Source organism: Gluconobacter thailandicus F149-1 = NBRC 100600 (genome assembly GCF_000964465.1).
Classification (GTDB): domain Bacteria; phylum Pseudomonadota; class Alphaproteobacteria; order Acetobacterales; family Acetobacteraceae; genus Gluconobacter; species Gluconobacter thailandicus.
In genome coordinates this window covers 1-19,776 of record NZ_BANH01000029.1, presented here as the reverse complement: position 1 = coordinate 19,776, position 19,776 = coordinate 1, and the positions used below count along the sequence as shown (strand labels likewise).

Below are 19,776 nucleotides of genomic sequence, written 5' to 3'. Positions count from 1 at the left end.
ACAACCGCTCGCTCAGTTCAAGAAATTAATAGGTCCTGAGCCTAGCACTACAGTTGCTTTCATCGAGCGTGACAGGTTCTGGCTTCTCAGAAGAGCAGCAACTTCTCGAGCGACTTCAGGGCTTCCTGGAGCGGGGTACTGGATGCTGAACAGGGGGCAGGGCAGGGAGGAGCCGAAATCGTGGATGGTTTTAGGACGTGCCATAGCCGTTACGCCCACACCGCGTGTCAGCCAGTGGGCCGAAATGGAGAGGATTGCGCGTGGTTGCCCGTAATCATGCTCGATACGCAGGGCGAGTTTCCGCCAGAATTGCGTAGTCGTGTTGTCCTGCATGGCGATACCAGGGCTTCCATGTCCAAAAAAATGACAGGCATTGCATGAATCGTTCCCTCTTCGTTTCAGATCCGCCATTGAAGGCGTTTAAAATACAGTCGCTGTGGTCTCTTTGGTGCGCCAAGTGTCTTTATGTCGAGGCGAGGGGAACGTGCTTTTCCATGATAGTCTATGTCGCATTCAGACAAGCCGCGATGATGGAACAATGTCTAGATCGAAACAACAGCATGTGACATACGTCGCTGTAGCACCCAGAGGAGAAGCAGAAAATGGCGGACTCGATGGCAACCCAGACAGCTCTTCATATTGTTCCGCTCAAGCCGGGTTCAGGCTTCGGCGTAGAAATCATTGATCTCGACATCAACGTAGCTGATGACGCAACCCTCGATGGTGTTGTGGATGTATTCAATCGGCATGGTGCGCTTCTTCTGCGCGGTCAGAAGCTCGATCCAGACGCCCTGATGCGCTTTATCCGTCGTGTAGGAACGCCTGAAGGGCATACGATCCAGGATTTCACACTCCCCGGCTTTCCGGATATCTATGTGCTGTCCAACCGCATTGAGGATGGTCGTCCGATTGGCGCTCATAATGACGGCGTGGGGTGGCATACCGACTATTCTTACAAGGAAGAGCCGGTCATGAGCACAATGCTCTATGCGGTCGAGGTGCCCGAAGAAGGTAGTGACACGCTGATTGCTGATGGAGTGGCAGCATATGAAGCGCTTCCTCCCGAACAACGTGAAGCCCTTGAAAAACTCAGGCTGCATCACTCTTACCGGCATTTCATGGAAACGCGAGAGCACCAGCGTCGCGAACTGACGCCCGAGCAGATCCGCGACAACCCTGATGTTGTTCACCCTCTGATCCGTGTTCATCCCAAGGATGGTCGGCGTGCGCTCTGGCCGTCTACTGGCACTGTCACCGAGATTTTCGGTCAAGAGGACTCAAAGGATTTGGCGGTCCTTGATGAACTGGTTGAATTTATGACGAGCGAGAAATTCGTATATCGTCATAAATGGCAGGTGGGTGATCTTCTAATGTGGGATAATCGCTGTACGCTTCATACGGGTACGTTGTTTGACGATAAGAAATATATCCGGACAATGCATCGCCTCTGGGTGAAGGGCGATCGCCCTTACTGATGGACCAATTTTCAAAAGTTTTCTGACGATTCATCAATGGTGAGATGGTCTGCATTATATTTAGATATGATTTTATCTCCGATAGGTTGATTTTTTAATATCTCTACGGATGAGCATTTCCGCGATAAAAGCCCATTTAAGAATGCTTACATATCGGAACGATCAAGAGTTGAAAGATCTTTGTACCGGGGAAATAGTTTCGAGACTCCAATGGTACGGACAGCGGAAACGGCAATCTGTATATCGGAATTTTCAAAGCCTCTACCGCGCGGTCTCATCTTCAGCCCCGCGGCTTGTCTTGTAGCGAGTGCAAGCCGCATGTGTGGCTTTTGATTGATAATGATGACATGCTTGAACGTTGCCTTTACTAAGGCCGTTGCGTTAAGTGCAAACCATGGAGGTACTAGCTTCCCTGTGTTGCTGTTATGATTACTCTGAAACAGATATAGGAACGACTTTTAGTGTTTTGCGCATTCTGATCAGTAGAATAATTGCACTACCGACATTTTTTGTCATTATTTGAGATGTTCATAGCCTCAGGTAACATACAATTGGTACGCACTTAGAGTGCTATTTCGGGTTTATTCGTCCCGGACAATACCGGTCGCCTGACGTCGCCATTCGCGTGGTGTCAAGTCATAGGCCTGCCGGAAACTACGGCTGAAATGTGCCGCATCATTAAAGCCCCAACGGAAACAGATCTCCGAAATTGAAAGATGCGCTGAAAGCGGACTGGCGAGATCGTCGTGACAGCGTGCGAGGCGGCGTTGGCGGAGATATTGACTGAAATTCTGTCCTGTCGACGCAAAGAGTTTCTGTAACCCGCGAGGTGAGATGCCGTGTTTGCGGGCAATGGCCGTCATGGTCAGATCGGGATCCGTCAATTCCGATTCGATGAGCTGGCACAGGCTGTGCATGGCAGCGATGCGACGGTTGAGCGGTGGGTCCCCGCCTCCATAGGCAGGATCGCTCAGGACGCAGCCGATCAGCAGTTCGGACAGTGCCAACTCAATGGCGCGGAGCTGGCGGGTATCCATCGCCTCCAGCGATTGTCCCAAAGATTGGAGAAAACCAGCCAGAACGCGGCGGATACCAAGCGTTGAGTCCAACACGCCGACGCGCAAAGGCGTCGGAGCAAGCAGTCGGAAATGTAGTGATAATCTGGGAAGTCGCACATAAAGCATCGAAAATGAGCGTGGTAACGTCAGGACGGCATCGGCGGCCAAGGGGCCGCACCCGATGGCCCCTGCACCGAGCGTCCAGCTTTTGCCATTCGATGCGAGGGTTGCGCTCGGCCCATCGGATGTGTCGCCTTCTGAGAGCAGAATTGCCAGCCAGACACCATCTGTCTGCGCTGAGTAGCGGCCTGCGATTCGCTGCGGTGAGCCGGTCAGGCGTGTGATCTCGATTCCCAGTGGTGTAATGACCTGAGTCACACGCCCGGTTATTCTCTGGCGTGGGTCGGCACGACGCTCTGCATCCGTTGGTACTAGTAGGGTTGCTTCAGGAAGAGAGAGCCTTGCTAACGTCTTCCGCCATACTGTTGCGGCGGGTTGATCTGTATGATCTGCAAGTTCGAACGTCCAAGGTTGCACTTTGATCTCCTGCCAATCGCATAGGATCATACAAATGAGCATCGCATTCAGACAAGAATTTGAGTGGAACGGATGCGTAATATTCCTGTGGTTTTTGCGATCGGACTACGAAACGATCGGCTAGCAAGAAGGAGAGGGCCGCATGCCCACGATTTCATCCCCGGTATTTGACCTGCCTTCAGAACAAGGTGGAAAGGATTTCGGGATTTTCATGCCGATCGCCAACGGGGGCTGGATACTGTCGACCACAGCACCCAAGATCGACGGTTCCTATGAATATAACCGTCGCGCGGCGCTTCTGGCGGAAGAGATCGGACTGGACTTCGTCATGTCTATGGCAAAATTTCGAGGCTACGGTGGCGCGAATCACCAATGGGATACCGCGCTTGACTCCACTGTTCTGATGAGCGCGCTCGCCGCACAGACCCGGCGAGTTAAAATCTGGACGACGTTTCAGACACTGCTACACAACCCGGCTGTCGTCGCCAAAATGATCGCCACGCTCGATCAGGTCAGCAATGGGCGCGCCGGGCTCAACATTGTGCCCGGCGCGTTTAAAGATGAATTCGCTCAGATGGGCGCGTGGCCGGAAACATTGGGTCACGATGCGCGCTATGACTATGCCGGAGAGTGGATGGAGGCTGTCCGGCGTCTTTGGGAAGAAGATGGTGAAGTCACAGCCGATGGCAAGTACATCAAACTCGACCATTGCATTTCTGAACCAAAGCCGCTTCAGAAGCCGCGCCCTTTCGTGGTAGCCGCAGGTCAGTCTGAAAAAGGCATGGAATTCGCGATTCACAATACAGATGCACTGTTTATTGGTGGGCGAGATGATGAAGAAATGCGCGCAATCAGTCAGCGTGCCAAGGCCAAGGCAAAAGCCGCGGGGCGCCGTTTGCGGACGTATGCGATGGCCATCATCGTCCAGGGCGACACTGATGCCGAGGCTGAGGGCATGATGGACGTGTTCCGCGAGGGCTTTGACGCGGAAGGCTTTCGCAACATGTTGCGTGCATATGGTGTGATCGATACCGAGATTGGTAAGGAAAATGCCATGACAGCGCGAGCGCGGACCGGTTTCATGGCTCCGCATATCGCAGGTTCGGCAGAGACGATTGTCAAACGCATAGAACAGGTCATCGATGATACCGATCTTGATGGCCTCATGCTCATTTTTCCAGATTACGAGCAGGGATTGAAGAGATTGTCCCATAACGTTCTTCCAGCGCTTCGGGTACGCTACGGCGCATGACCGACATGCTCACACAGCGTCTTGAGGCATTACTGGATCGGGATGTGCTGCGCCGACGTATCCTCGAACTGTGCAGCATCCTCTCCCCCCAAGGCCATGAACGGGAAGCGGGAGAGTATGTCGAACGCTGGATGGCGGAGGAAGGCTTTCGTCCGCGTCGTATCGCCGCTGTCCCGGAGCGTTTTCATGTTGTGGGGAGCCTTGGCGGTCATGGCCGGGTATCGTCGCGCGAATTGCTGATTGCATCGCATCTCGACACTGAGGGTGGCCTGGATCCCCGGGATGCACGTTGGTGCGTCCCGCCTGAAGCCGCTCCGGAAGAGCCTGTTGCGGAACAGGGCGGAATTTTTACAGGAGCGGCAGTCGCAAATGATCGCGGGCCCATGGCTTGTTTTCTGATGGCGGGCTCACTTATCCAGAAAGCAGGAATTCGTCTAGCAGGCCGCTTCTATATGGCGGCCTGCCCGGGCGAAATCGGTCCCGATCCGGTGGACGGTCGTGAGGGGGTGACGCAGTCGGGCAAGGATGTCGGTGCAGCATATCTTCTGGCCAATGGAGGTATGGCTCCCGATTTCATGATTGCCGCTGAAGGCACGGATTTCGCTCTGACGGCGCAGGGGGCTGGATACGCGATCTTTCGGCTCAGCTTTTATGGCGAGCAGATATTTACACCACTGTTTGATGCGTCCCTGCCCCTGAAGGATCACCCTAATCCGATTTACCGGCTTGGTGATGCCATCGCGCGGTTACATGCCTGGGCGCCACGTTTTGAGCAGGAGCACCGGTTCGAGACGGCGTGGGGGACGACCGTTCCCAAGGTGCAGATCGGAGCGGTGCGCGGTGGTTTGCCGTATGCGATTGGCGGCGGTACGGGGGTCTGCGCTCTCTATGTCGAGGTCGGGCTATCTGCGGTCGATCGCGTTCAGGGTATCCGTCGTGAGATCGAAGAAGTGCTCGACGGCATTGGTCCGCATGCAATTGATTGTGTTGCTTATCGTCAGGGTGGAGTGGCGGATCAGACTGCGGTTGTGCCTTTGCTCGGAGCGATTGCCACAGCCAGCCGTGTCGTGCGCGGTGTGGAGCTGGAGGTTGCTGACCCTGTCTATGCGTCCATGTGGCGAGATCATAATGTCTATAACCGCGCGGGGATTCCGGCGGTCACGTTCGGGCCGCGCCGTTGGCGCCCGACTCTCGACGATTTCGTGACGACAACGCTGCTCTATGCCCGGATCGCGATTGAGGTCTGTGGCGTAGCGGATTCGTAAGCCTAGTGATGTCCGGAGACTTGAAAATGAATGTGATCTGTCTTGAGGGCAATATCATCGTCCGTCCGATGACAGCCCGTATTGGTGCCGAAATCGAAGGGGTGGACCTGACGCGCCCGCTCGATCCGAATACCGTGAAGGGTTTGCGGGACGCGCTGCTGCGCCACCAGGTGATTTTCTTCCGTGATCAGCCGATTTCGCATGAAGATCATTTGCGTCTTGGTCGCTTTTTCGGAGAGCTCGCGATGCATTCTGGCGTGTCAGGCTTGCCGGATTATCCTGAGGTTGTGGCGATTCACGCTGATGCCAGTTCGAAGTTTGTGGCCGGTGAAAATTGGCATTCCGACCTTTCATGTAATGCGGAGCCGCCGCTGGGCAGCATTCTTGCGATGAAAATCGTGCCTGAATACGGAGGAGATACGTGCTTCTCGTCGATGTATGCCGCTTATGACGCGCTGTCTGAGTCAATGCGTCATTTTCTTGACGGGCTGACCGCGATTCACGATGGCGAGCATGTCTATCGTCCCATTGTTGGCAACAACGGCAAGACTTTTCCATGCAGCGAACATCCCGTTGTGCGCACGCATCCCGAGACCGGTCGCAAGTGCCTCTTCGTGAACCAATCTTACACGACGCGGATTCCGCAACTTTCCAAGCTGGAAAGCGATGCAGTGCTGAACATGCTCTACCAGCACTGCATGGCTGCGGATTTTCAGGTGCGATTCCGCTGGAAGCCTGATTCCGTGGCGTTCTGGGACAATCGTTGCACGCAGCATCAGGCGATCTGGGATTATTTCCCCCAGACGAGATCCGGGTTTCGCGTGACCGTCTCTGGCGACAAGCCTTTTTAACCCTTCATTTGCGATCTGGATTGACCATGACGAGCATTTCCCTCGACGATGCCTTGTTCGACGCGATGGAGACTTCCATCCTTCCGACCGAAGAGGCGGAGAGCCTTCCCCCGCTTTGCTACACGGATGCTGGGTTCTACGAATTCGAAAAGAAGGCGATCTTTTCGAAAGAATGGCTATGTATGGGGCGCGAATCCTGGGCGGCGAACCCCGGAGACTATTTCACATCCTTTATCGCCGATGAACCGCTGATCGTTGCTCGTGGTCGCGATGGCGTGCTCCGGGCAATGTCCAGCGTGTGTCAGCATCGCGCGATGCTTGTTGCAGAAGGCAGCGGCAAAGCGCGCGCGTTCGTGTGCCCCTATCATCACTGGACCTACGCGCTGGACGGCTCGCTTGCGGCAGCTCCGGCAATGGAACGCTCCTGCAAATTCCATAAAGAGGATTTCAACCTTCCGGTTTTTGCACTCGAAATTTGGGAAGGTTTCGTCTTCATTAATTTCGATACGAACGTGGCCCCCCTTGCGCCGCGTTTGGCCAAGGTTTCTGAAGTACTGCGCGGCTACGATCTGCCCAATGCCCAAGGGGACAAGCCGGCCGAGGAGCAGCGCTATCCCTGGAACTGGAAAGTCATGTTTGAGAACAACAACGATGGTTATCATGCAAGCAAGCTCCACCAGGGACCGTTGCATGATTTCATCCCGAGCGAACTGGCAGAATTTCCTGATGATCTTGGTGAGGATACAGCAGGATATTATCGTACGAACCGCACGCTGCATCCGGATGCAGCATTCAATGCTACGCAGCGTGCTGTATTGCCAGTTTTTCCTGACCTAACGGCGGAGGAGCGTCATCGTATGGTGTTCGCTAACGTTCCTCCGACACTGTCTCTTGTCATGACTGTGGATTCTGTCATCTATCTTATTCTGCGTGCTGATGGGCCCGAGAGCCATCGTGTTGATCAGGGAGTTTTGACAGCCCCGCGCGCCAAGGCAGATCCAGCCTATCAGCAAAAGATGGCGATGGGCTTTCTGGCTGCGACCGAAATCATCGACCAAGACCTGCATGTTGATGAGATGGTACAGATCGGACTGAGATCACGTTTTGCTCCCCGTGGTCGCTACTCCTGGCAGGAGGGCGCACAGCGCTTGTTCAATACATGGTTGGTACCCCGATACCGTGAAGCATGGTCAAACCCAAAAAGAGGGAAAAACTAAGATAGGGACTAGAAAAGCCCCTCCAGGTAATACTGTAATTCCCTTGGCGTTTTAGCGGAGTTTTGAAACAATTTCTAAGTGGATAATATTTATCGAAGTTGCGCGATCGGAATATAATTCGTTGCTTTGGCGCAAGAATGTCATTGCGGCGCGGTCTAGCGTCTAGAGATGCCCGGCCGTGTCGCAAAGGCGCTCATGGCCAGTCTTTTAGACAACCTGACTCGATCTGTCCTTTCGGCAGAGGGGTCCGTGAGGTGGAATACTGTCCTATGTCTCTCGCCATTTCCAGTGAGGATAGCATTGTGGTGATGCCACCGGACCCAATCGCCGCTTCTACAGTCAGGCGGTATTTTGCTCTGGCGGCTGTGACGGCTCTTTATTTCTTTCTTATGGCTGGGTCGTTCAATGCGCTGGGCGTCGTGCTGCCAGCCATGGTGGCGGACCTGCAACTGAGCTGGAGCGATGCCGGTTTCGGCTTTACTCTGCTGGGCCTTGCATGTGGCCTTACCAGCCCGTTACCTGCGATGGCGATCCGGCGGGTCGGGATCGTTGCGACGCTGAGCGCTGCTAGTGTCTTTCTGGCACTGGGGTTTTCACTGCTTGCTATTGCGTCAAGTAAGCTTGAGTACGATCTGGGCACGCTCCTGATTGGATGCGCGTTCACGATTGGAGGGACCGTCCCGGGCACTTATGTCGTGACCAATCTCTTTGAACAGCCAAGTCGCCCCATGGGAATCTATTTCGGTGTTGGCGGGCTAGGTTCTATCGCGGGGCCACTTTTGTATCTCGGAGTGAATAACGTCTTTCATGCATGGCGCCCATTCTGGTGGCTCTGTGCGTTTGCGACAGGTCTGTGTGGAATTGCAGCCACCCTTGTCGTTCGTGGTATTCATTTCGGCCATGCCCATGATAACACAATTCATATAGCAGGCTGGCCCGCCAGGGCGGCGCTGAGTGTTCCTGCATTCTGGGTCATTGTCGCGTCCTATACTGGGTGCCTCGCCATCAGTACGACGTTGCATGGTTTCTCTGTCCAGCATTTCACTGAACACGGACTGTCATCGACGCACGCGGCCGAAACAATGTCGCTGGTCGCTCTTTTCGCTGCTGCCGGATCGTTTCTGGCTGGCGAGGTCGGACGGGTCATGGGGGCACGCGTTCTAACAGTTGCTGCCACGGCTGCTATGACACTTGCGGCTGTTGATCTTCTCGTTCCTCAAAGTAGTCTGACGCTGGGTTTCTTCGTGTTGACGATGGGGCTCGGTGTTGGCCTATCCTACGTGGCTAGCGCCATGATGCTGCTCGAATATTTCGGCCCACGACAGAACCTCGAACTGTATGCGACGATGTGTCTGATCTCGACGGCGGCGGCCTTCGGTCCCTGGGTGGGCGGGGCTATTCATGACAGCACGGGGAGTTTCCGCGCGATCTTTATGGCGTTCGGTTCTTTCGGTCTGGTTCTCACAGTTGCCGTCTCTTTTTTACGCCGGCCTCGCCTACGGGAGGAAGCATGACGCTCGCGCCTCAGGATGTCGCGCCGTCAGGTACTGCGCTGCTGGTCATAGACATTCAGAATGATTTTGGAGCGCCCGGCTTTGCCATGGCGCGTGCGGGCATGGCGCTCGGTCCCGTCGACGCGGCTATCTCACAGGCGCAGATGTTGATTGGCGCTGCCAGGCGTGCAGGTGTGACGCCGTGGTTCATTCGTGTTGTGACGCGCCCAGAAACTGACTCTCGTGCGCTCAAGCGCTTCATGGCGCGCGCTGACATGGCAGATGAGATTGCAATCTGCCGCTTTGGCACTACGGGAGTTGATTATTATCGGATTCTGCCACTGGAAGGAGAGCCGGAAGTAGAGAAACTGCTTTACAGTGCATTCGCGGGGACGGATCTTGAAGCCCGTTTACATGCGTGCGGAATTGAAACTCTTGTACTTTGCGGCTTGACGACCGATTGTTGTGTAGATGCGACTGCGCGTGATGCCTTTCATCGTGACTTCGATGTCTTCATTGCCCGCGATGCCTGTGCCGCCTTTGATTCTGCAACGCACGAAAATGCGCTGGCAATCCTGTCCGCGCATTGCGCCACTTCCGTGATGACACAGGACGTCATGATTGCATGGAACGTTTGACTTACTGCTCAGAAAGTCTTGGTTGAGCCTGTCGGATAGGTTGGCAAGGCGCATAATGCGAGGCTGCCGCAAGCAAAAACAGCAGTCATGGCGCCGAGAGACAACCTATAGTTTCCGGTATGATCGTAGGATATATCCATAAGAACGGGAGTTATGCCTTGCGCCAGCATTACAGCCGCATACATGGTGCCAGCGATACGTCCATACGCGGCAAGCCCAAAATACCGTGAGACAACATAGGGAAGCGCCCCAAACTCTGTTCCCATGGCAACTCCGACGGCAAATCCGCCGACCACGACGGCAATGAAGCTGCTGCTCTGCAGCAACAATATGCCCGCAAGTGCGGCAAGATAAAATGGCATGATGGTGCGGCCCGCACGTGTGCGATCCATGATATGACCGATGATAACCTGCCAGACTGCACAGGTTCTGGTCATGACAGACATGATCAGCAGGGCTTGAGCAATGGGGATTCCACGAGAGGTCAGGATTGGTATGAGGTGGGCGATCAATGCGGTGATACAGCCGGCGCCTGATGCAATGGTCAGGAGAATGATCCAGAAAGTCGGCTGTTTTGCAGCACTCCCTAGCGTATCCTGATGGGTCAGCTCTTTAGGCGCATGGGGAGGAAACGCAATATCGTCGGCGGGAACTTCGTGTGCGCGTGCTTTCGGCAGCGTGATGGGGTTCCCTGCATCCCGTAGCCAAACGAAGCCGACAGGAAATGCTGTTACGAGGACGATCAACGCAAGAACGGGGTAGGTGGCCCGCCACCCTGCATGCGCCATGATAGCCAGACCGATTGCAGGCATGATACTGGCGCCGATACCGTTACCTAGGCCGGCCATGATTCCGAGCATGAGCCCACGTCGTACATCGAACCATGTTGCGACCACGCGGGCGAGCATCATTGTACTCGGCAATGCTCCGGTGAGGCCTATCACGGCAAATATGACAAGAAATACCGCACGATTGGCCTGCAAAAGACCGACCAGTGCCAGCGATCCGGTGTACAGGATAAATCCCACGAGGATCGTGCGCCTGGTGCCGAAACGATCAGAAATACGTCCGGCAATTGGTGAGCCCGCGGCCATGCCGAGCGAGAGCATGAGGAAAGCCATGCTCACAAAGCCGTGCGACCAGTGAAAAGCATCTGCGATCGGGGCGAGAAACAGACCGAAGGTGATCATGACAACCGGGGTCACGCCAGTCATCGCGCCGATGGTGCAGGCGATCATCAACCCTAATTTATCACGTTGCCAATGTTCTGGACACACGTTGGCCTACTCACTTTGGATCAGGATTTTCGGGGAGAGGGGAGAATATTACGTCGGATTTTCATGTGGGCGCCGACGGTGCCGTCAACGACCTGCGTGACTCCGAGATCTCCTGAGATAGATAGAAGCGAATAGGCGTCGTCTGCGGACAGGCCGGTTTCCTTGATGAGTGAGAGCATGTCCAGCGACGCTTCCTTTGCCGCCACGTCGAGGTTGTCTCCAAAGCCGTGGACAATAAAATGGTCTGGTGTCTCGAGAAGTGGTGAACGAAAAGTGAAATCACGCCGCAGGATGACCTGAAAGAGCACGTCGAGCGATGCCTCGATTGCGGTGCCGCTAATCTCGCCGTCGCCCTGGCTGATATGAGGATCCCCTATGGAGAACAGTCCACCGTCGACCTGGACCTTGTAGTACATTGTCGCCCCCGCCCCGATCCGCCAGTTGTCAATATTGCCGCCATGCAGGCCGGGTGGGATGGTGCTGATCCGACCCGGCGCGTCGGGTGCGACACCCGCGGTACCCAGATGGGGGCGGACGGGAACGCGGACGCCAGCTAGCGCTGGCTTGCGATCACATTCCGGACAGTTAGTGATCCGGCCTGGCGTCAGGTATTTCTCATGGACGTCATAGGCATAGACAGCTTCGGCGGTATTCGTTGCCGGATCGAGGCCATAGATCGTGACACGTTCGCGCTCTCCAAGGTCGGAGTAAAGCTGTCCCCAATGGGCCGCGAGATTGGAACCGAAACGAAAGCGTGGGGTCATCGTGAGATAACGGACTTCCAACATGTCGCCAGGCTTCGCATCGCGGACATAGATTGGGCCGGTCATAAGGTGCACCCCGGGATTGCGGTCTGCCTCTGGAATGCTGCGCCAGATCTGGTGCATCGCCTCATCCATCAGGAGTGCCGGGTCGTCGCCGGCATGATGTGTTAAGGATTCGGCCTGGATCAGGTCGCCAGAGTCTATGATGAGCGCCGGTGCCAGTGAGGCGTCGAAATAACCCCAATGTACATTATGCGGGGTTGCCTTGAGATGGTGAAGCGCCTTTGGCGCGTCGAGCGGGCGCGTTGATCCTGTTTCACACATCAAAACCATAGGTGATACCTCTGCATCATAGAGATCTCCGAGATGGGAACGATCCTTTTGGACAACATAATAATGACAAGAGTGAGCAGGAGAATTGTGCGAAAGCGCCCTAATCCTTGATACGCGCGCACAAGTACGTCGCCTGTCTTGTTTTTACGTGATCGCCGATGATTGTCAGCGAAAGGACGTCCTCAACTCTTCCGATTATGGCGAGCTTGCTATGACCAATCCAATCCTGCCGATGCGTGTCTCCCGGCTTGCTGCGCTGACGTCACGGATACTCCGCATTACGCTGGAGTCTTCGAGCGGCATGCCCTTAATGCCCGTATTGGCAGGAGCACATATTGATGTACACATTCCATGTGCGGGTGGACTGATCCGGCAATATTCTCTGACAAATCTGCCAGGAACACGTGAACAGTATGAGATTGCTGTCCTGCGTGAGCCTCAGAGTCGCGGCGGCTCAGCGTGGCTCCATAGCCAACTCTCAGAGGGGGACATATTAGAGATTGGTATGCCGCGAGATCGCTTTGCGTTGTTCGAGCCTGCACCGCACCATGTGCTTATCGCGGGTGGTATCGGCATCGCTCCCATCTGGTCTCTGACACAACGTTTGATGCAGATCAGAGCCTCGTGGGAATTGCATTATGCGGCTTCTACCGCAAGAGAAGCAGCGTTTCTTTCTGAAATCCATCAATGTGACGGATCGAAGGTGAAAACTTACTTCTCGCATGACGGGCAGGAGCGGCTTTCGTTCGATGCTATTGCACAGGACTGCGATTCGGCTGCGCACGTCTACTGCTGCGGTCCTGGACGGATGATGGATACGTTTGAAACTGCATTCGGGGGACTCCCTGATGCCCAACGGCATCGAGAACATTTCTCGGCAGTTGCCGCTCCAGCTACCGGCGGGAATTTCGAAGTCGTTCTGGCGAAAACGGGATGCACCGTTCAGGTTCGCGCAGGCCAGACGATTCTGGAAGCTGTTCGTGCAGCAGGCGTCAGCGCGACGTTTTCCTGCGCGGAAGGTGTATGTGGAATGTGCGAGACACGTCTTATTGATGGTGTTGCGGATCATCGAGACAGTGTCATGACTCAAGAGGAGCAAGCTCGGGGTGAAACTATGATGATCTGCTGCTCCGGTGCGAAGACACCTCGTCTCGTGCTTGATCTCTAATGCCATATCAGAACATTAATTAAATAATTTATTTCGTTTTCAGAACATAGTGCGGGCCTCAGAAGCAAGAAGGTTTTTTCTTGCGCCCTCTAATCTTTTTTACGTCACCCCGCAGTCGCGGTTCACATCTGTGGTCTCAGAATGCAACGCAAGGAGAAGCTCATGCGCAAAGGTTCGTGGCTCCGTCATATCGCGTTGAACAGCAGTGCTTTGTCTCTGGTTGTCTCGTTGGGCTTCATGACTGAGGCGAGTGCCGAAACAATCTCCAACAAGGCCGCCAAAAAAGTCGCGGAAGGTCGGAAGGTAGGGATTGGAAAGCCCCTGAATAAGCCTGAGACCATTCAGGTCCGTGCAGTTGCTCGTTCGGTGGACGTTCAGAAGACGCCAACCTCAGTCACGACTATCAGAGCTTCTACACTCGATCATTCGAACGTGACGAGTATATCCGGCCTGAATGGACTGGCGCCTGGTCTCAATATCGCCAAGACTGCCGGATATCAGACTAACATTCAGATCCGCGGCGTGGGCATGCAGACTGCTCAGAACACACTTACGACCTCGACTGGCGTGGCTGTGTATATCGACGGCGTCTATATTGCCAATTCGGTATCGCTGGATCAGACGTTTTTCGACCTTGAATCCATCGATGTGTATCGAGGGCCTCAAGCTACCAAATATGGGCAGAGTGCGCCAGGCGGTGCGATTGTGATCAACACGGAAGATCCGACCTTTGACCGTATTTCAGGCAAGGTCGAAGCTTCAGGTGGCGATTACAACCTTGCCCGGGGTCGCGCTCAGCTCAATGTGCCGCTGACCAGCAATCTCGCAATTCGGGGCTCGTTCCAGTCTTATACCCATACTGGCTTTGCACACACGACTTCGCCTTACCTTGGACGGTATGATCTTGATGATGCTCAGGATAATGCTGGCAAACTTGCTATCAAATGGCAGGCCTTCAGCAATTTCACGGCGACGCTTACAGGGCAGTGGTATAATTCCACGCCACATGGTGCCGAGCAGAAGAACATTCTCGATACATCGACAAATCCGCGTATCGTGAATCAGGACTATCCTGCTCGGAGTTCGCTGACGAGTTCCCTTTATCACTTAAACCTTGACTGGAAGACATCTCTTGTCGAACTGACGTCCGTGACGGCAGCTCAACACATTCGCGATCATGAGCAGTACGATAATGCCCGCGTGAGTGAGCGTATTCTCGGCCAATATGATATTCTTCCTAATAATAATAATACCATGAACAATTATTCCGAGACAATTGCGCTCAAGTCACGCAGGGCGATGCCGATCGACTGGGAGGTAGGACTGTTTCTGATGGGGCAGAGAGGTCATGCTTATATCACTGAATTTGGGGGAACGAATTATACTGGCTGGCCAAATTATGCGGTTCCCGAGCACCTCATGACGAATGCTCCCTCCACCTTGACCTATGGTAACCAGCAGACAGCGACACGTTTTGCCGTGCAGCCTTATGTCGAGCTTGGGTACCACTTCACAGAGCGCCTTCACCTCAAGGGTGGCGCGCGATTCAATTACGACCGCTACAGTTCGAACAGTAATGGTTTTTCAGCCTACGGGAATACCTCAAGCCAGCATAGTTTTTCGACGAAAATTCCGACGTGGAAAGCCGAGATTGATTATGATCTGACGCGCTTGTCGTTAGGTATTGAGAGTATGGTCTATTTTTCCGTCGGCACAGGCTACAAACCTGGGGGCGTTAACGGCAACTCGACTGCCAAGGTCATAGGTCAAGAGTTCAAGGCAGAACGCATTCTCAATTACGAAATTGGAGCGAAGAACTGGTTTTTCAATCACCAGATCATGTTTAATATCGCGGCTTTTTATGCCAATTATCACAACATGCAATATATCGCAGACGATCCGTATCCCTATGCCTATGGCATCGCGAATGTGCCCAAAGTTGACTTGTACGGAATCGAAATGGAAAGCGCCTATGTGGCTCTTCATGACCGTCTGAGGATCGATGGCTCTCTCACTCTTGAAAAAAGCCGCATCGTGTCGAACTATCATTCGCTTGACGCTTCCACTGTCAGCACGGCTTATGCATCTTCTCCAGCTTGTGCCTATGGTGGACAGTACTACAATAGTGCCTGCTGGGCCGCGGTTCAGGCGTCAGCACCGAATGTCAAAGGCAATCAGGCGCCGGGGCTGCCGAATTTGCAGGCGTCTCTTTCGGCGTCCTATCTCTGGGACATCCCTGGTGGCACGCTCCTAACGCGCGCGCAATACATCTATCGCGGCAATTACTCCGCCCGGATTATAGATAATCCTCTGATCGATCATGTGCCTGCTTACTTTATCTTCAATGCTTTCCTTGAATACAAGCCACGCGCAAGCCATTGGAGAATGTCTTTCGCAGCAACTAATCTTGCGAACACGGCTGGTGTGAACTCGCGCTTTACAGATCCGTACGGAACGAACCAGACCAGTGAGCAGTATATTGCCCCACGTCAGTTCGTTGGTACGATTGGATATAGCTTTTAAACGACGCGCCGTAACGAAAACATGATTTATTACAGGCATTTTGCGTGGTCTCGTGCATGTTTCGGCTGAAGCGGCCTGGCGGCGTGGTCGGGAATCGGGATTTACAGTGCGATGAAATTTGCGATGGAGTGCATCGGACGCACGTTGCCATGAAAGTCGAACCCGTCGCGCATCAAGCTAGTGTCTTGTCCCGTCCCCAATGCCATGCTGGCCGATGGGGGGTATGACAGCAACTGTTTTCGTCAGGATCTACCGACTCAAGGAGCCTGCCAGTCATTCCACCACGCAAAGGCCGCAAGGCTTCTTGGAAAGCAGACTGACGACGTTACAGGGATCGCAACTGCAGCGAGCGCATGTTCGACAGGTTCAAGCAGATGCGCCGCATCGTAACCCGCTACGATAAGACTGTCCTGTCTTTTCGTAAGTGTCCTCAATCTCACTGTCGCAAGGCTCCGGATCAGGTCTTTTGTAAACCCAACCTAATCAACGTGGCGTCCAGTGGTTTAAAGCTGGCTTCGGAGGCGGTGGACTAGCAAGCGCCATTGAGCACATCTCCGATTATGCCGAGAACGGAGCATCGGGCCCATGCCATCCTGACGCGGCATCAAGGCGATGAGCCGAAGGACCCAATTCTGGCGGCTGTTGAGGCTGCTGAACTGTTGCGTTGCTTTCTGCGGGAAGACAATACGTTCAAATACGTGCGGGGAGGAAACTTATTGTTGAAGTACGACTTTGCACGTTGGCGTTCAGTCTTCACCCGACGGGCCAGTGAAATGCGTGGTGTTATTCGTAAAAATCGCGTTGATACAATAAAAGACAAGCAGGCTGCCGGATCATATTGTATCGTTCGACCAATCGGTCAATTTCATCGTGGTGCTCCCGTGGTAAACTATGATCCATAGTGCCTCTTTTTATTTACGTAAAACTCGCACTATCTAGCCCCAAGACCAAATACCATGCAGCCATAAGAAAAAATACGGAAAATGGCTTCAGCCGCCTTTCATTCTCTCAAGGAACAGCCGATCTAGAACATTGAGACGAAATGCAGCAGGATCACTTGCTGGTCGTGCGCTATCGTCTCCGAATTCCATCAGATTTTCACCTTCTGGCGTTAGTCGTGGCCAAGGAGGAAGCATGCCTCCATTCGGATCGCCGGTTCGTGCAAACTGAGCCCAGTAGCGGTTGAGCATTTCCGCCATTGCAGTATCAGCTGGACCGTAACCATAGCGGTTGGACTGAGTTTCGTTGTGGAAAACCAGCCCCTCATCCGTGCCGTGACCGGCGCCTTTGACCTTGCCGCGCTTTGCATGTGGGATGTACCCGAAACGGTAGAGCCAAACCGGGTTACCGCTCTGGGCCATCTGATGCGCGTAAAAACGTGATGGAGCCACATAACCAGCTTCTCCCCACCATTTCTCCAGTCTCTCAGTCCGTTGCGGGCCGGTCGCATTGTAAAGGTTCATAATCTGCAAGAAATTGGCTTTCTGTGCGGTAACAGCCTTTTCCAAGGCGCCAGGCATCCATTCTAGTAGACTCTGCTCGAACGTATTGGCACCAGTCAGGTAGGGCACGTTAGCATGTGTGCCTGACATCATGGCATCGTCGACCTGCATGGGAAGAATTCGTCCATCGATCACCGGTGTCGGCAGCGGTTCTCCCGGCCTATAACGGACAACGACATCGGCCGGGAGGCGACGTAGGGCGTCCATGTCGTTTTCATCCAAAACGCCTTGCGCGCGCGACCAGGCTAGAGTTCGCGCTTCCACTGGAGAAGGGGAGTGTGAACCCTCAGTCGGTATGATACTTTCAAGGATGTTCTGGCCCCCGCCGGACTGGGCGATCGCTTTCTGGAAAAGGCCATGGGCAAGGGGAGAGGTCAGCAGCATGTTAACTGACCGTCCTCCGGCGGATTCCCCGAATATTGTCACGTTACCTGGGTCGCCGCCGAATGCGGTGATATTTTTTTGTACCCATCGCAAAGCTGCGATCTGATCGAGCAATCCGTAATTAGCCCAAGGCTCTCCGGTTCTTTGGCTCTCTTTACGAAGTGCTGGATGGGGAAACGTGCCGAAGCGGCCTAGCCGATAGTTAATCGTGACAAGAATAATTCCCTGTCGCGTAAAGGCTGTGCCGTCATAGATGGGCAAGGACCCTGCACCCATCAGCCATGCACCACCATGAATCCATACCATAACAGGAGCAGGTTTTGGCGTAGAGGCTGGTTGCCAAATATTCAGGTAGAGGCAGTTCTCGCTAGTCGGATTCGTATAGCCGGGACCTAGCGCTCGACTCATTGAGATTTGCATGCAATCCGGCCCGAAATGCCTGGCATTTCGGAGGCCCTCCCAGGCAGCGACGGGTTTTGGTGATCGCCAGCGCAGAGAACCGACAGGAGGCGCCGCATAAGGAATACCGAGGAAAACTTTCACTCCCTTGCGGACTTCCCCCTGAATTGCGCCGGTATCGATGCGAATTTCCAGCAGGGTTGATTCCTGACCCGTGACCTTGGATGGCCAAGAAGACAGTAGAAGGCATGGCAGAAGAAAGCGGGAAACTGATGAGAATGGTATTTGGAAAACTCGCCTCATCACTGTACTCTCAAAATATGTGAAAACAGAGTTGCGAGAAGCATGACACGCTTCCGGTGGGTTTTCTTGCTTCTAAGACCTGAAATGTGTTTTGAGGGTGTCGCGCATCAAGCTAGCAACTGTGTTTAAGCGGCGGAGCTTATGCGCCATGGCAGGCCTGTTTTGAGGACGGCATTTGCGATTGTGACGAGACGCCGCGCAATCGCGATAATAACCAATTTATGTGGCTTGCCCCTCTGTTTTATGCGCTTTGCCACAGCTTTCAGAACCGGATTATGACATGAAGCTGCCAATCCGGCCTGAAACAGGACATGGCGGAAAGATCTCCGTCCCCCTGAAATGACACGCTTCCCACGCATCGCGCTGCTGTCATCATGAGCCATTGGTGCAAGTCCGGTCATGGCAGCGGCTTCAGTCGCTGTCATGCGGCCCAGTTCTGGCATTTCTGCGAGAAGCATGGCGACTGATACCGGGTCGATACCGGAGATGGAACGGAGAAGTTCTGCTTTGGCAGAAAGCCGTTTACGCGCCTCTACCATCTGAGCTCTGCGAACCGTTAATGCCCGGAGAAGCTGAAGTTTTTCATCTGGCAGTGTTCGGCCGACCTCTGGGCGAAGCGCCAGGAAGCGCGCAATCAGTTCTGCGTCGATCTGGTCGGTCTTCGCTCTCTTCCCCATGGAGAGTGCGAAAGCCTTGATTTGTGCTGGTGGCAACTGGACCGCATTGATTCCCATACTTATGAGAACACGCCAGAGTGCCTATTCCTGTCCGCCTGTGGCCTCAAACCCAACCTTGAGACCATCAGGCATACTCTGAAGGGTTTCCAGTAATCTGGCATGGCCATCAGGTGAATTTTGCAAACGGAATCTCTGTTTTTCGGGCAGACAGAAGCCATCAAACCAGTCTCGGGACACATCTATTCCGATAATGGTTTGCGCAGACATATCACTCTCTCTTTCTTATGTTCGCGGTCCCGGAAGCGGGCCGCCGTCAACTGTTCGAGACGGTGAAGAGAGGCGAGATCAGCCTACTGGAAAACGTGGTCAGGCTACCAGATGTTAAGCGCTGTATCTCACCTCCTGACCGACCCTGGCCAGGGTCGGTCAGGAGGCCATCATAGCTGGCTGGAAACACATAAGTTGTTTAGTCCCGGGGTTTAATGGGTTGGGTTGATGATGAATCTTTCTGGCTCTGAAGTCCATATTTTGCAGACGTATTCGTAAGGTGTGAGGCCACTCAGCGTCTTGAGCCTTCGCCCGAAATTATAGGCTGCCATGAAGTCGTTGAGGTGGATCCTCAACTGCTCATGACTGTCGTAATGGAAGCGTTTGACAGTG

Annotated in this window: 17 protein-coding genes and 1 pseudogene; 9 read left to right on the top strand and 9 right to left on the bottom strand. The window is 54.0% G+C overall.

Going from position 1 to position 19,776, the window contains the following annotated elements:
* Positions 1–12: 12 nt before the first annotated feature.
* Positions 13–333 carry a dioxygenase family protein gene (locus B7444_RS10145; protein ID WP_007284137.1) on the bottom strand — a complete coding sequence of 107 codons (321 nt, stop codon included), beginning with the start codon at positions 331–333 and terminating at the stop codon, positions 13–15.
* Between the two features lie 269 nt (positions 334–602).
* Between B7444_RS10145 and B7444_RS10140 the strand changes: the two genes are divergently transcribed.
* Positions 603–1,475 (top strand): TauD/TfdA dioxygenase family protein, encoded by an 873-nt coding sequence (locus tag B7444_RS10140; RefSeq protein WP_197026274.1) that lies wholly within the window; start codon positions 603–605, stop codon positions 1,473–1,475.
* 581 nt (positions 1,476–2,056) lie between these two features.
* Here B7444_RS10140 and B7444_RS10135 read toward each other — a convergent pair.
* On the bottom strand, positions 2,057–3,070 hold the full coding sequence (locus B7444_RS10135; protein ID WP_159107808.1) for a helix-turn-helix domain-containing protein: 1,014 nt from the start codon (positions 3,068–3,070) through the stop codon (positions 2,057–2,059).
* A 142-nt stretch (positions 3,071–3,212) separates the two neighbouring features.
* Between B7444_RS10135 and B7444_RS10130 the strand changes: the two genes are divergently transcribed.
* The 6 genes from B7444_RS10130 to B7444_RS10105 all read left to right on the top strand — a co-directional run bounded on the left by B7444_RS10130 (position 3,213) and on the right by B7444_RS10105 (position 9,786).
* Positions 3,213–4,322, top strand: coding sequence for an LLM class flavin-dependent oxidoreductase (locus tag B7444_RS10130; protein WP_007284140.1), 1,110 nt, complete (start codon positions 3,213–3,215; stop codon positions 4,320–4,322).
* The gene (locus B7444_RS10125) at positions 4,319–5,587 is read left to right on the top strand and encodes a zinc-binding metallopeptidase family protein (RefSeq protein WP_007284141.1); all 1,269 of its coding nucleotides are present in this window, start codon (positions 4,319–4,321) and stop codon (positions 5,585–5,587) included. Before B7444_RS10130 ends, B7444_RS10125 begins: the two co-directional genes overlap by 4 nt.
* A 68-nt stretch (positions 5,588–5,655) precedes the next feature.
* Positions 5,656–6,438 (top strand): TauD/TfdA dioxygenase family protein, encoded by a 783-nt coding sequence (locus B7444_RS10120; protein WP_231502995.1) that lies wholly within the window; start codon positions 5,656–5,658, stop codon positions 6,436–6,438.
* 26 nt (positions 6,439–6,464) lie between these two features.
* Positions 6,465–7,655, top strand: coding sequence for an aromatic ring-hydroxylating oxygenase subunit alpha (locus tag B7444_RS10115; RefSeq protein ID WP_007284143.1), 1,191 nt, complete (start codon positions 6,465–6,467; stop codon positions 7,653–7,655).
* A gap of 269 nt (positions 7,656–7,924) precedes the next feature.
* A complete protein-coding gene (locus B7444_RS10110; RefSeq protein WP_007284144.1) occupies positions 7,925–9,169 on the top strand; it encodes an MFS transporter in 1,245 nt (414 codons plus the stop codon).
* On the top strand, positions 9,166–9,786 hold the full coding sequence (locus B7444_RS10105; protein ID WP_007284145.1) for a cysteine hydrolase family protein: 621 nt from the start codon (positions 9,166–9,168) through the stop codon (positions 9,784–9,786). The genes B7444_RS10110 and B7444_RS10105 overlap by 4 nt, the downstream gene beginning before the upstream one ends.
* An 8-nt stretch (positions 9,787–9,794) precedes the next feature.
* Here B7444_RS10105 and B7444_RS10100 read toward each other — a convergent pair whose 3' ends face one another.
* Together B7444_RS10100 and B7444_RS10095 are read right to left on the bottom strand one after the other, a co-directional pair.
* The gene (locus B7444_RS10100; RefSeq protein WP_007284146.1) at positions 9,795–11,024 is read right to left on the bottom strand and encodes an MFS transporter; all 1,230 of its coding nucleotides are present in this window, start codon (positions 11,022–11,024) and stop codon (positions 9,795–9,797) included.
* A gap of 59 nt (positions 11,025–11,083) precedes the next feature.
* On the bottom strand, positions 11,084–12,160 hold the full coding sequence (locus B7444_RS10095) for an acetamidase/formamidase family protein (protein ID WP_007284147.1): 1,077 nt from the start codon (positions 12,158–12,160) through the stop codon (positions 11,084–11,086).
* Positions 12,161–12,371: 211 nt separating this feature from the next.
* On the opposite strand from B7444_RS10095, the gene B7444_RS10090 reads away from it, so the two are divergent.
* Positions 12,372–13,328, top strand: a complete 957-nt coding sequence (locus B7444_RS10090; protein WP_035730620.1) for a PDR/VanB family oxidoreductase — start codon at positions 12,372–12,374, stop codon at positions 13,326–13,328.
* A 162-nt stretch (positions 13,329–13,490) separates the two neighbouring features.
* Positions 13,491–15,851 carry a TonB-dependent receptor gene (locus tag B7444_RS10085; protein WP_231503002.1) on the top strand — a complete coding sequence of 787 codons (2,361 nt, stop codon included), beginning with the start codon at positions 13,491–13,493 and terminating at the stop codon, positions 15,849–15,851.
* 257 nt (positions 15,852–16,108) lie between these two features.
* Here the strand turns inward: B7444_RS10085 and B7444_RS16345 are convergent, their stop codons facing one another.
* The 5 genes and pseudogenes from B7444_RS16345 to B7444_RS10060 form a co-directional block, all read right to left on the bottom strand.
* Complete coding sequence (locus B7444_RS16345) at positions 16,109–16,291, bottom strand: hypothetical protein (protein ID WP_146911376.1); 183 nt, start codon at positions 16,289–16,291, stop codon at positions 16,109–16,111.
* Positions 16,292–16,840: 549 nt separating this feature from the next.
* On the bottom strand, positions 16,841–18,439 hold the full coding sequence (locus B7444_RS10070) for a carboxylesterase/lipase family protein (protein WP_007284151.1): 1,599 nt from the start codon (positions 18,437–18,439) through the stop codon (positions 16,841–16,843).
* Positions 18,440–18,564: 125 nt separating this feature from the next.
* Positions 18,565–19,182: pseudogene (locus tag B7444_RS10065) on the bottom strand (transposase); the annotation flags it as partial.
* A 15-nt stretch (positions 19,183–19,197) separates the two neighbouring features.
* Positions 19,198–19,383: a hypothetical protein gene (locus tag B7444_RS17160; protein ID WP_007284153.1), complete on the bottom strand. Its 186-nt coding sequence runs from the start codon at positions 19,381–19,383 to the stop codon at positions 19,198–19,200.
* A 212-nt stretch (positions 19,384–19,595) separates the two neighbouring features.
* A partial coding sequence (locus B7444_RS10060; RefSeq protein ID WP_048855162.1) for an IS3 family transposase occupies positions 19,596–19,776 on the bottom strand: 181 nt, incomplete at its 5' end.

Excerpts from the sequence above, each read along its gene's own strand:
- B7444_RS17160 (WP_007284153.1), bottom strand. The coding sequence starts at position 19,383 with ATGTCTGCGCAAACCATTATCGGAATAGATGTGTCCCGAGACTGGTTT.
- B7444_RS10095 (WP_007284147.1), bottom strand. The coding sequence starts at position 12,160 with ATGGTTTTGATGTGTGAAACAGGATCAACGCGCCCGCTCGACGCGCCA.
- B7444_RS10120 (WP_231502995.1), top strand. The coding sequence starts at position 5,656 with ATGACAGCCCGTATTGGTGCCGAAATCGAAGGGGTGGACCTGACGCGC.
- B7444_RS10130 (WP_007284140.1), top strand. The coding sequence starts at position 3,213 with ATGCCCACGATTTCATCCCCGGTATTTGACCTGCCTTCAGAACAAGGT.
- B7444_RS10145 (WP_007284137.1), bottom strand. The coding sequence starts at position 333 with ATGCAGGACAACACGACTACGCAATTCTGGCGGAAACTCGCCCTGCGT.
- B7444_RS10090 (WP_035730620.1), top strand. The coding sequence starts at position 12,372 with ATGACCAATCCAATCCTGCCGATGCGTGTCTCCCGGCTTGCTGCGCTG.
- B7444_RS10125 (WP_007284141.1), top strand. The coding sequence starts at position 4,319 with ATGACCGACATGCTCACACAGCGTCTTGAGGCATTACTGGATCGGGAT.
- B7444_RS10100 (WP_007284146.1), bottom strand. The coding sequence starts at position 11,024 with ATGATCGCCTGCACCATCGGCGCGATGACTGGCGTGACCCCGGTTGTC.
- B7444_RS10085 (WP_231503002.1), top strand. The coding sequence starts at position 13,491 with ATGCGCAAAGGTTCGTGGCTCCGTCATATCGCGTTGAACAGCAGTGCT.
- B7444_RS10115 (WP_007284143.1), top strand. The coding sequence starts at position 6,465 with ATGACGAGCATTTCCCTCGACGATGCCTTGTTCGACGCGATGGAGACT.
- B7444_RS10140 (WP_197026274.1), top strand. The coding sequence starts at position 603 with ATGGCGGACTCGATGGCAACCCAGACAGCTCTTCATATTGTTCCGCTC.
- B7444_RS10070 (WP_007284151.1), bottom strand. The coding sequence starts at position 18,439 with ATGAGGCGAGTTTTCCAAATACCATTCTCATCAGTTTCCCGCTTTCTT.
- B7444_RS10105 (WP_007284145.1), top strand. The coding sequence starts at position 9,166 with ATGACGCTCGCGCCTCAGGATGTCGCGCCGTCAGGTACTGCGCTGCTG.
- B7444_RS10110 (WP_007284144.1), top strand. The coding sequence starts at position 7,925 with ATGTCTCTCGCCATTTCCAGTGAGGATAGCATTGTGGTGATGCCACCG.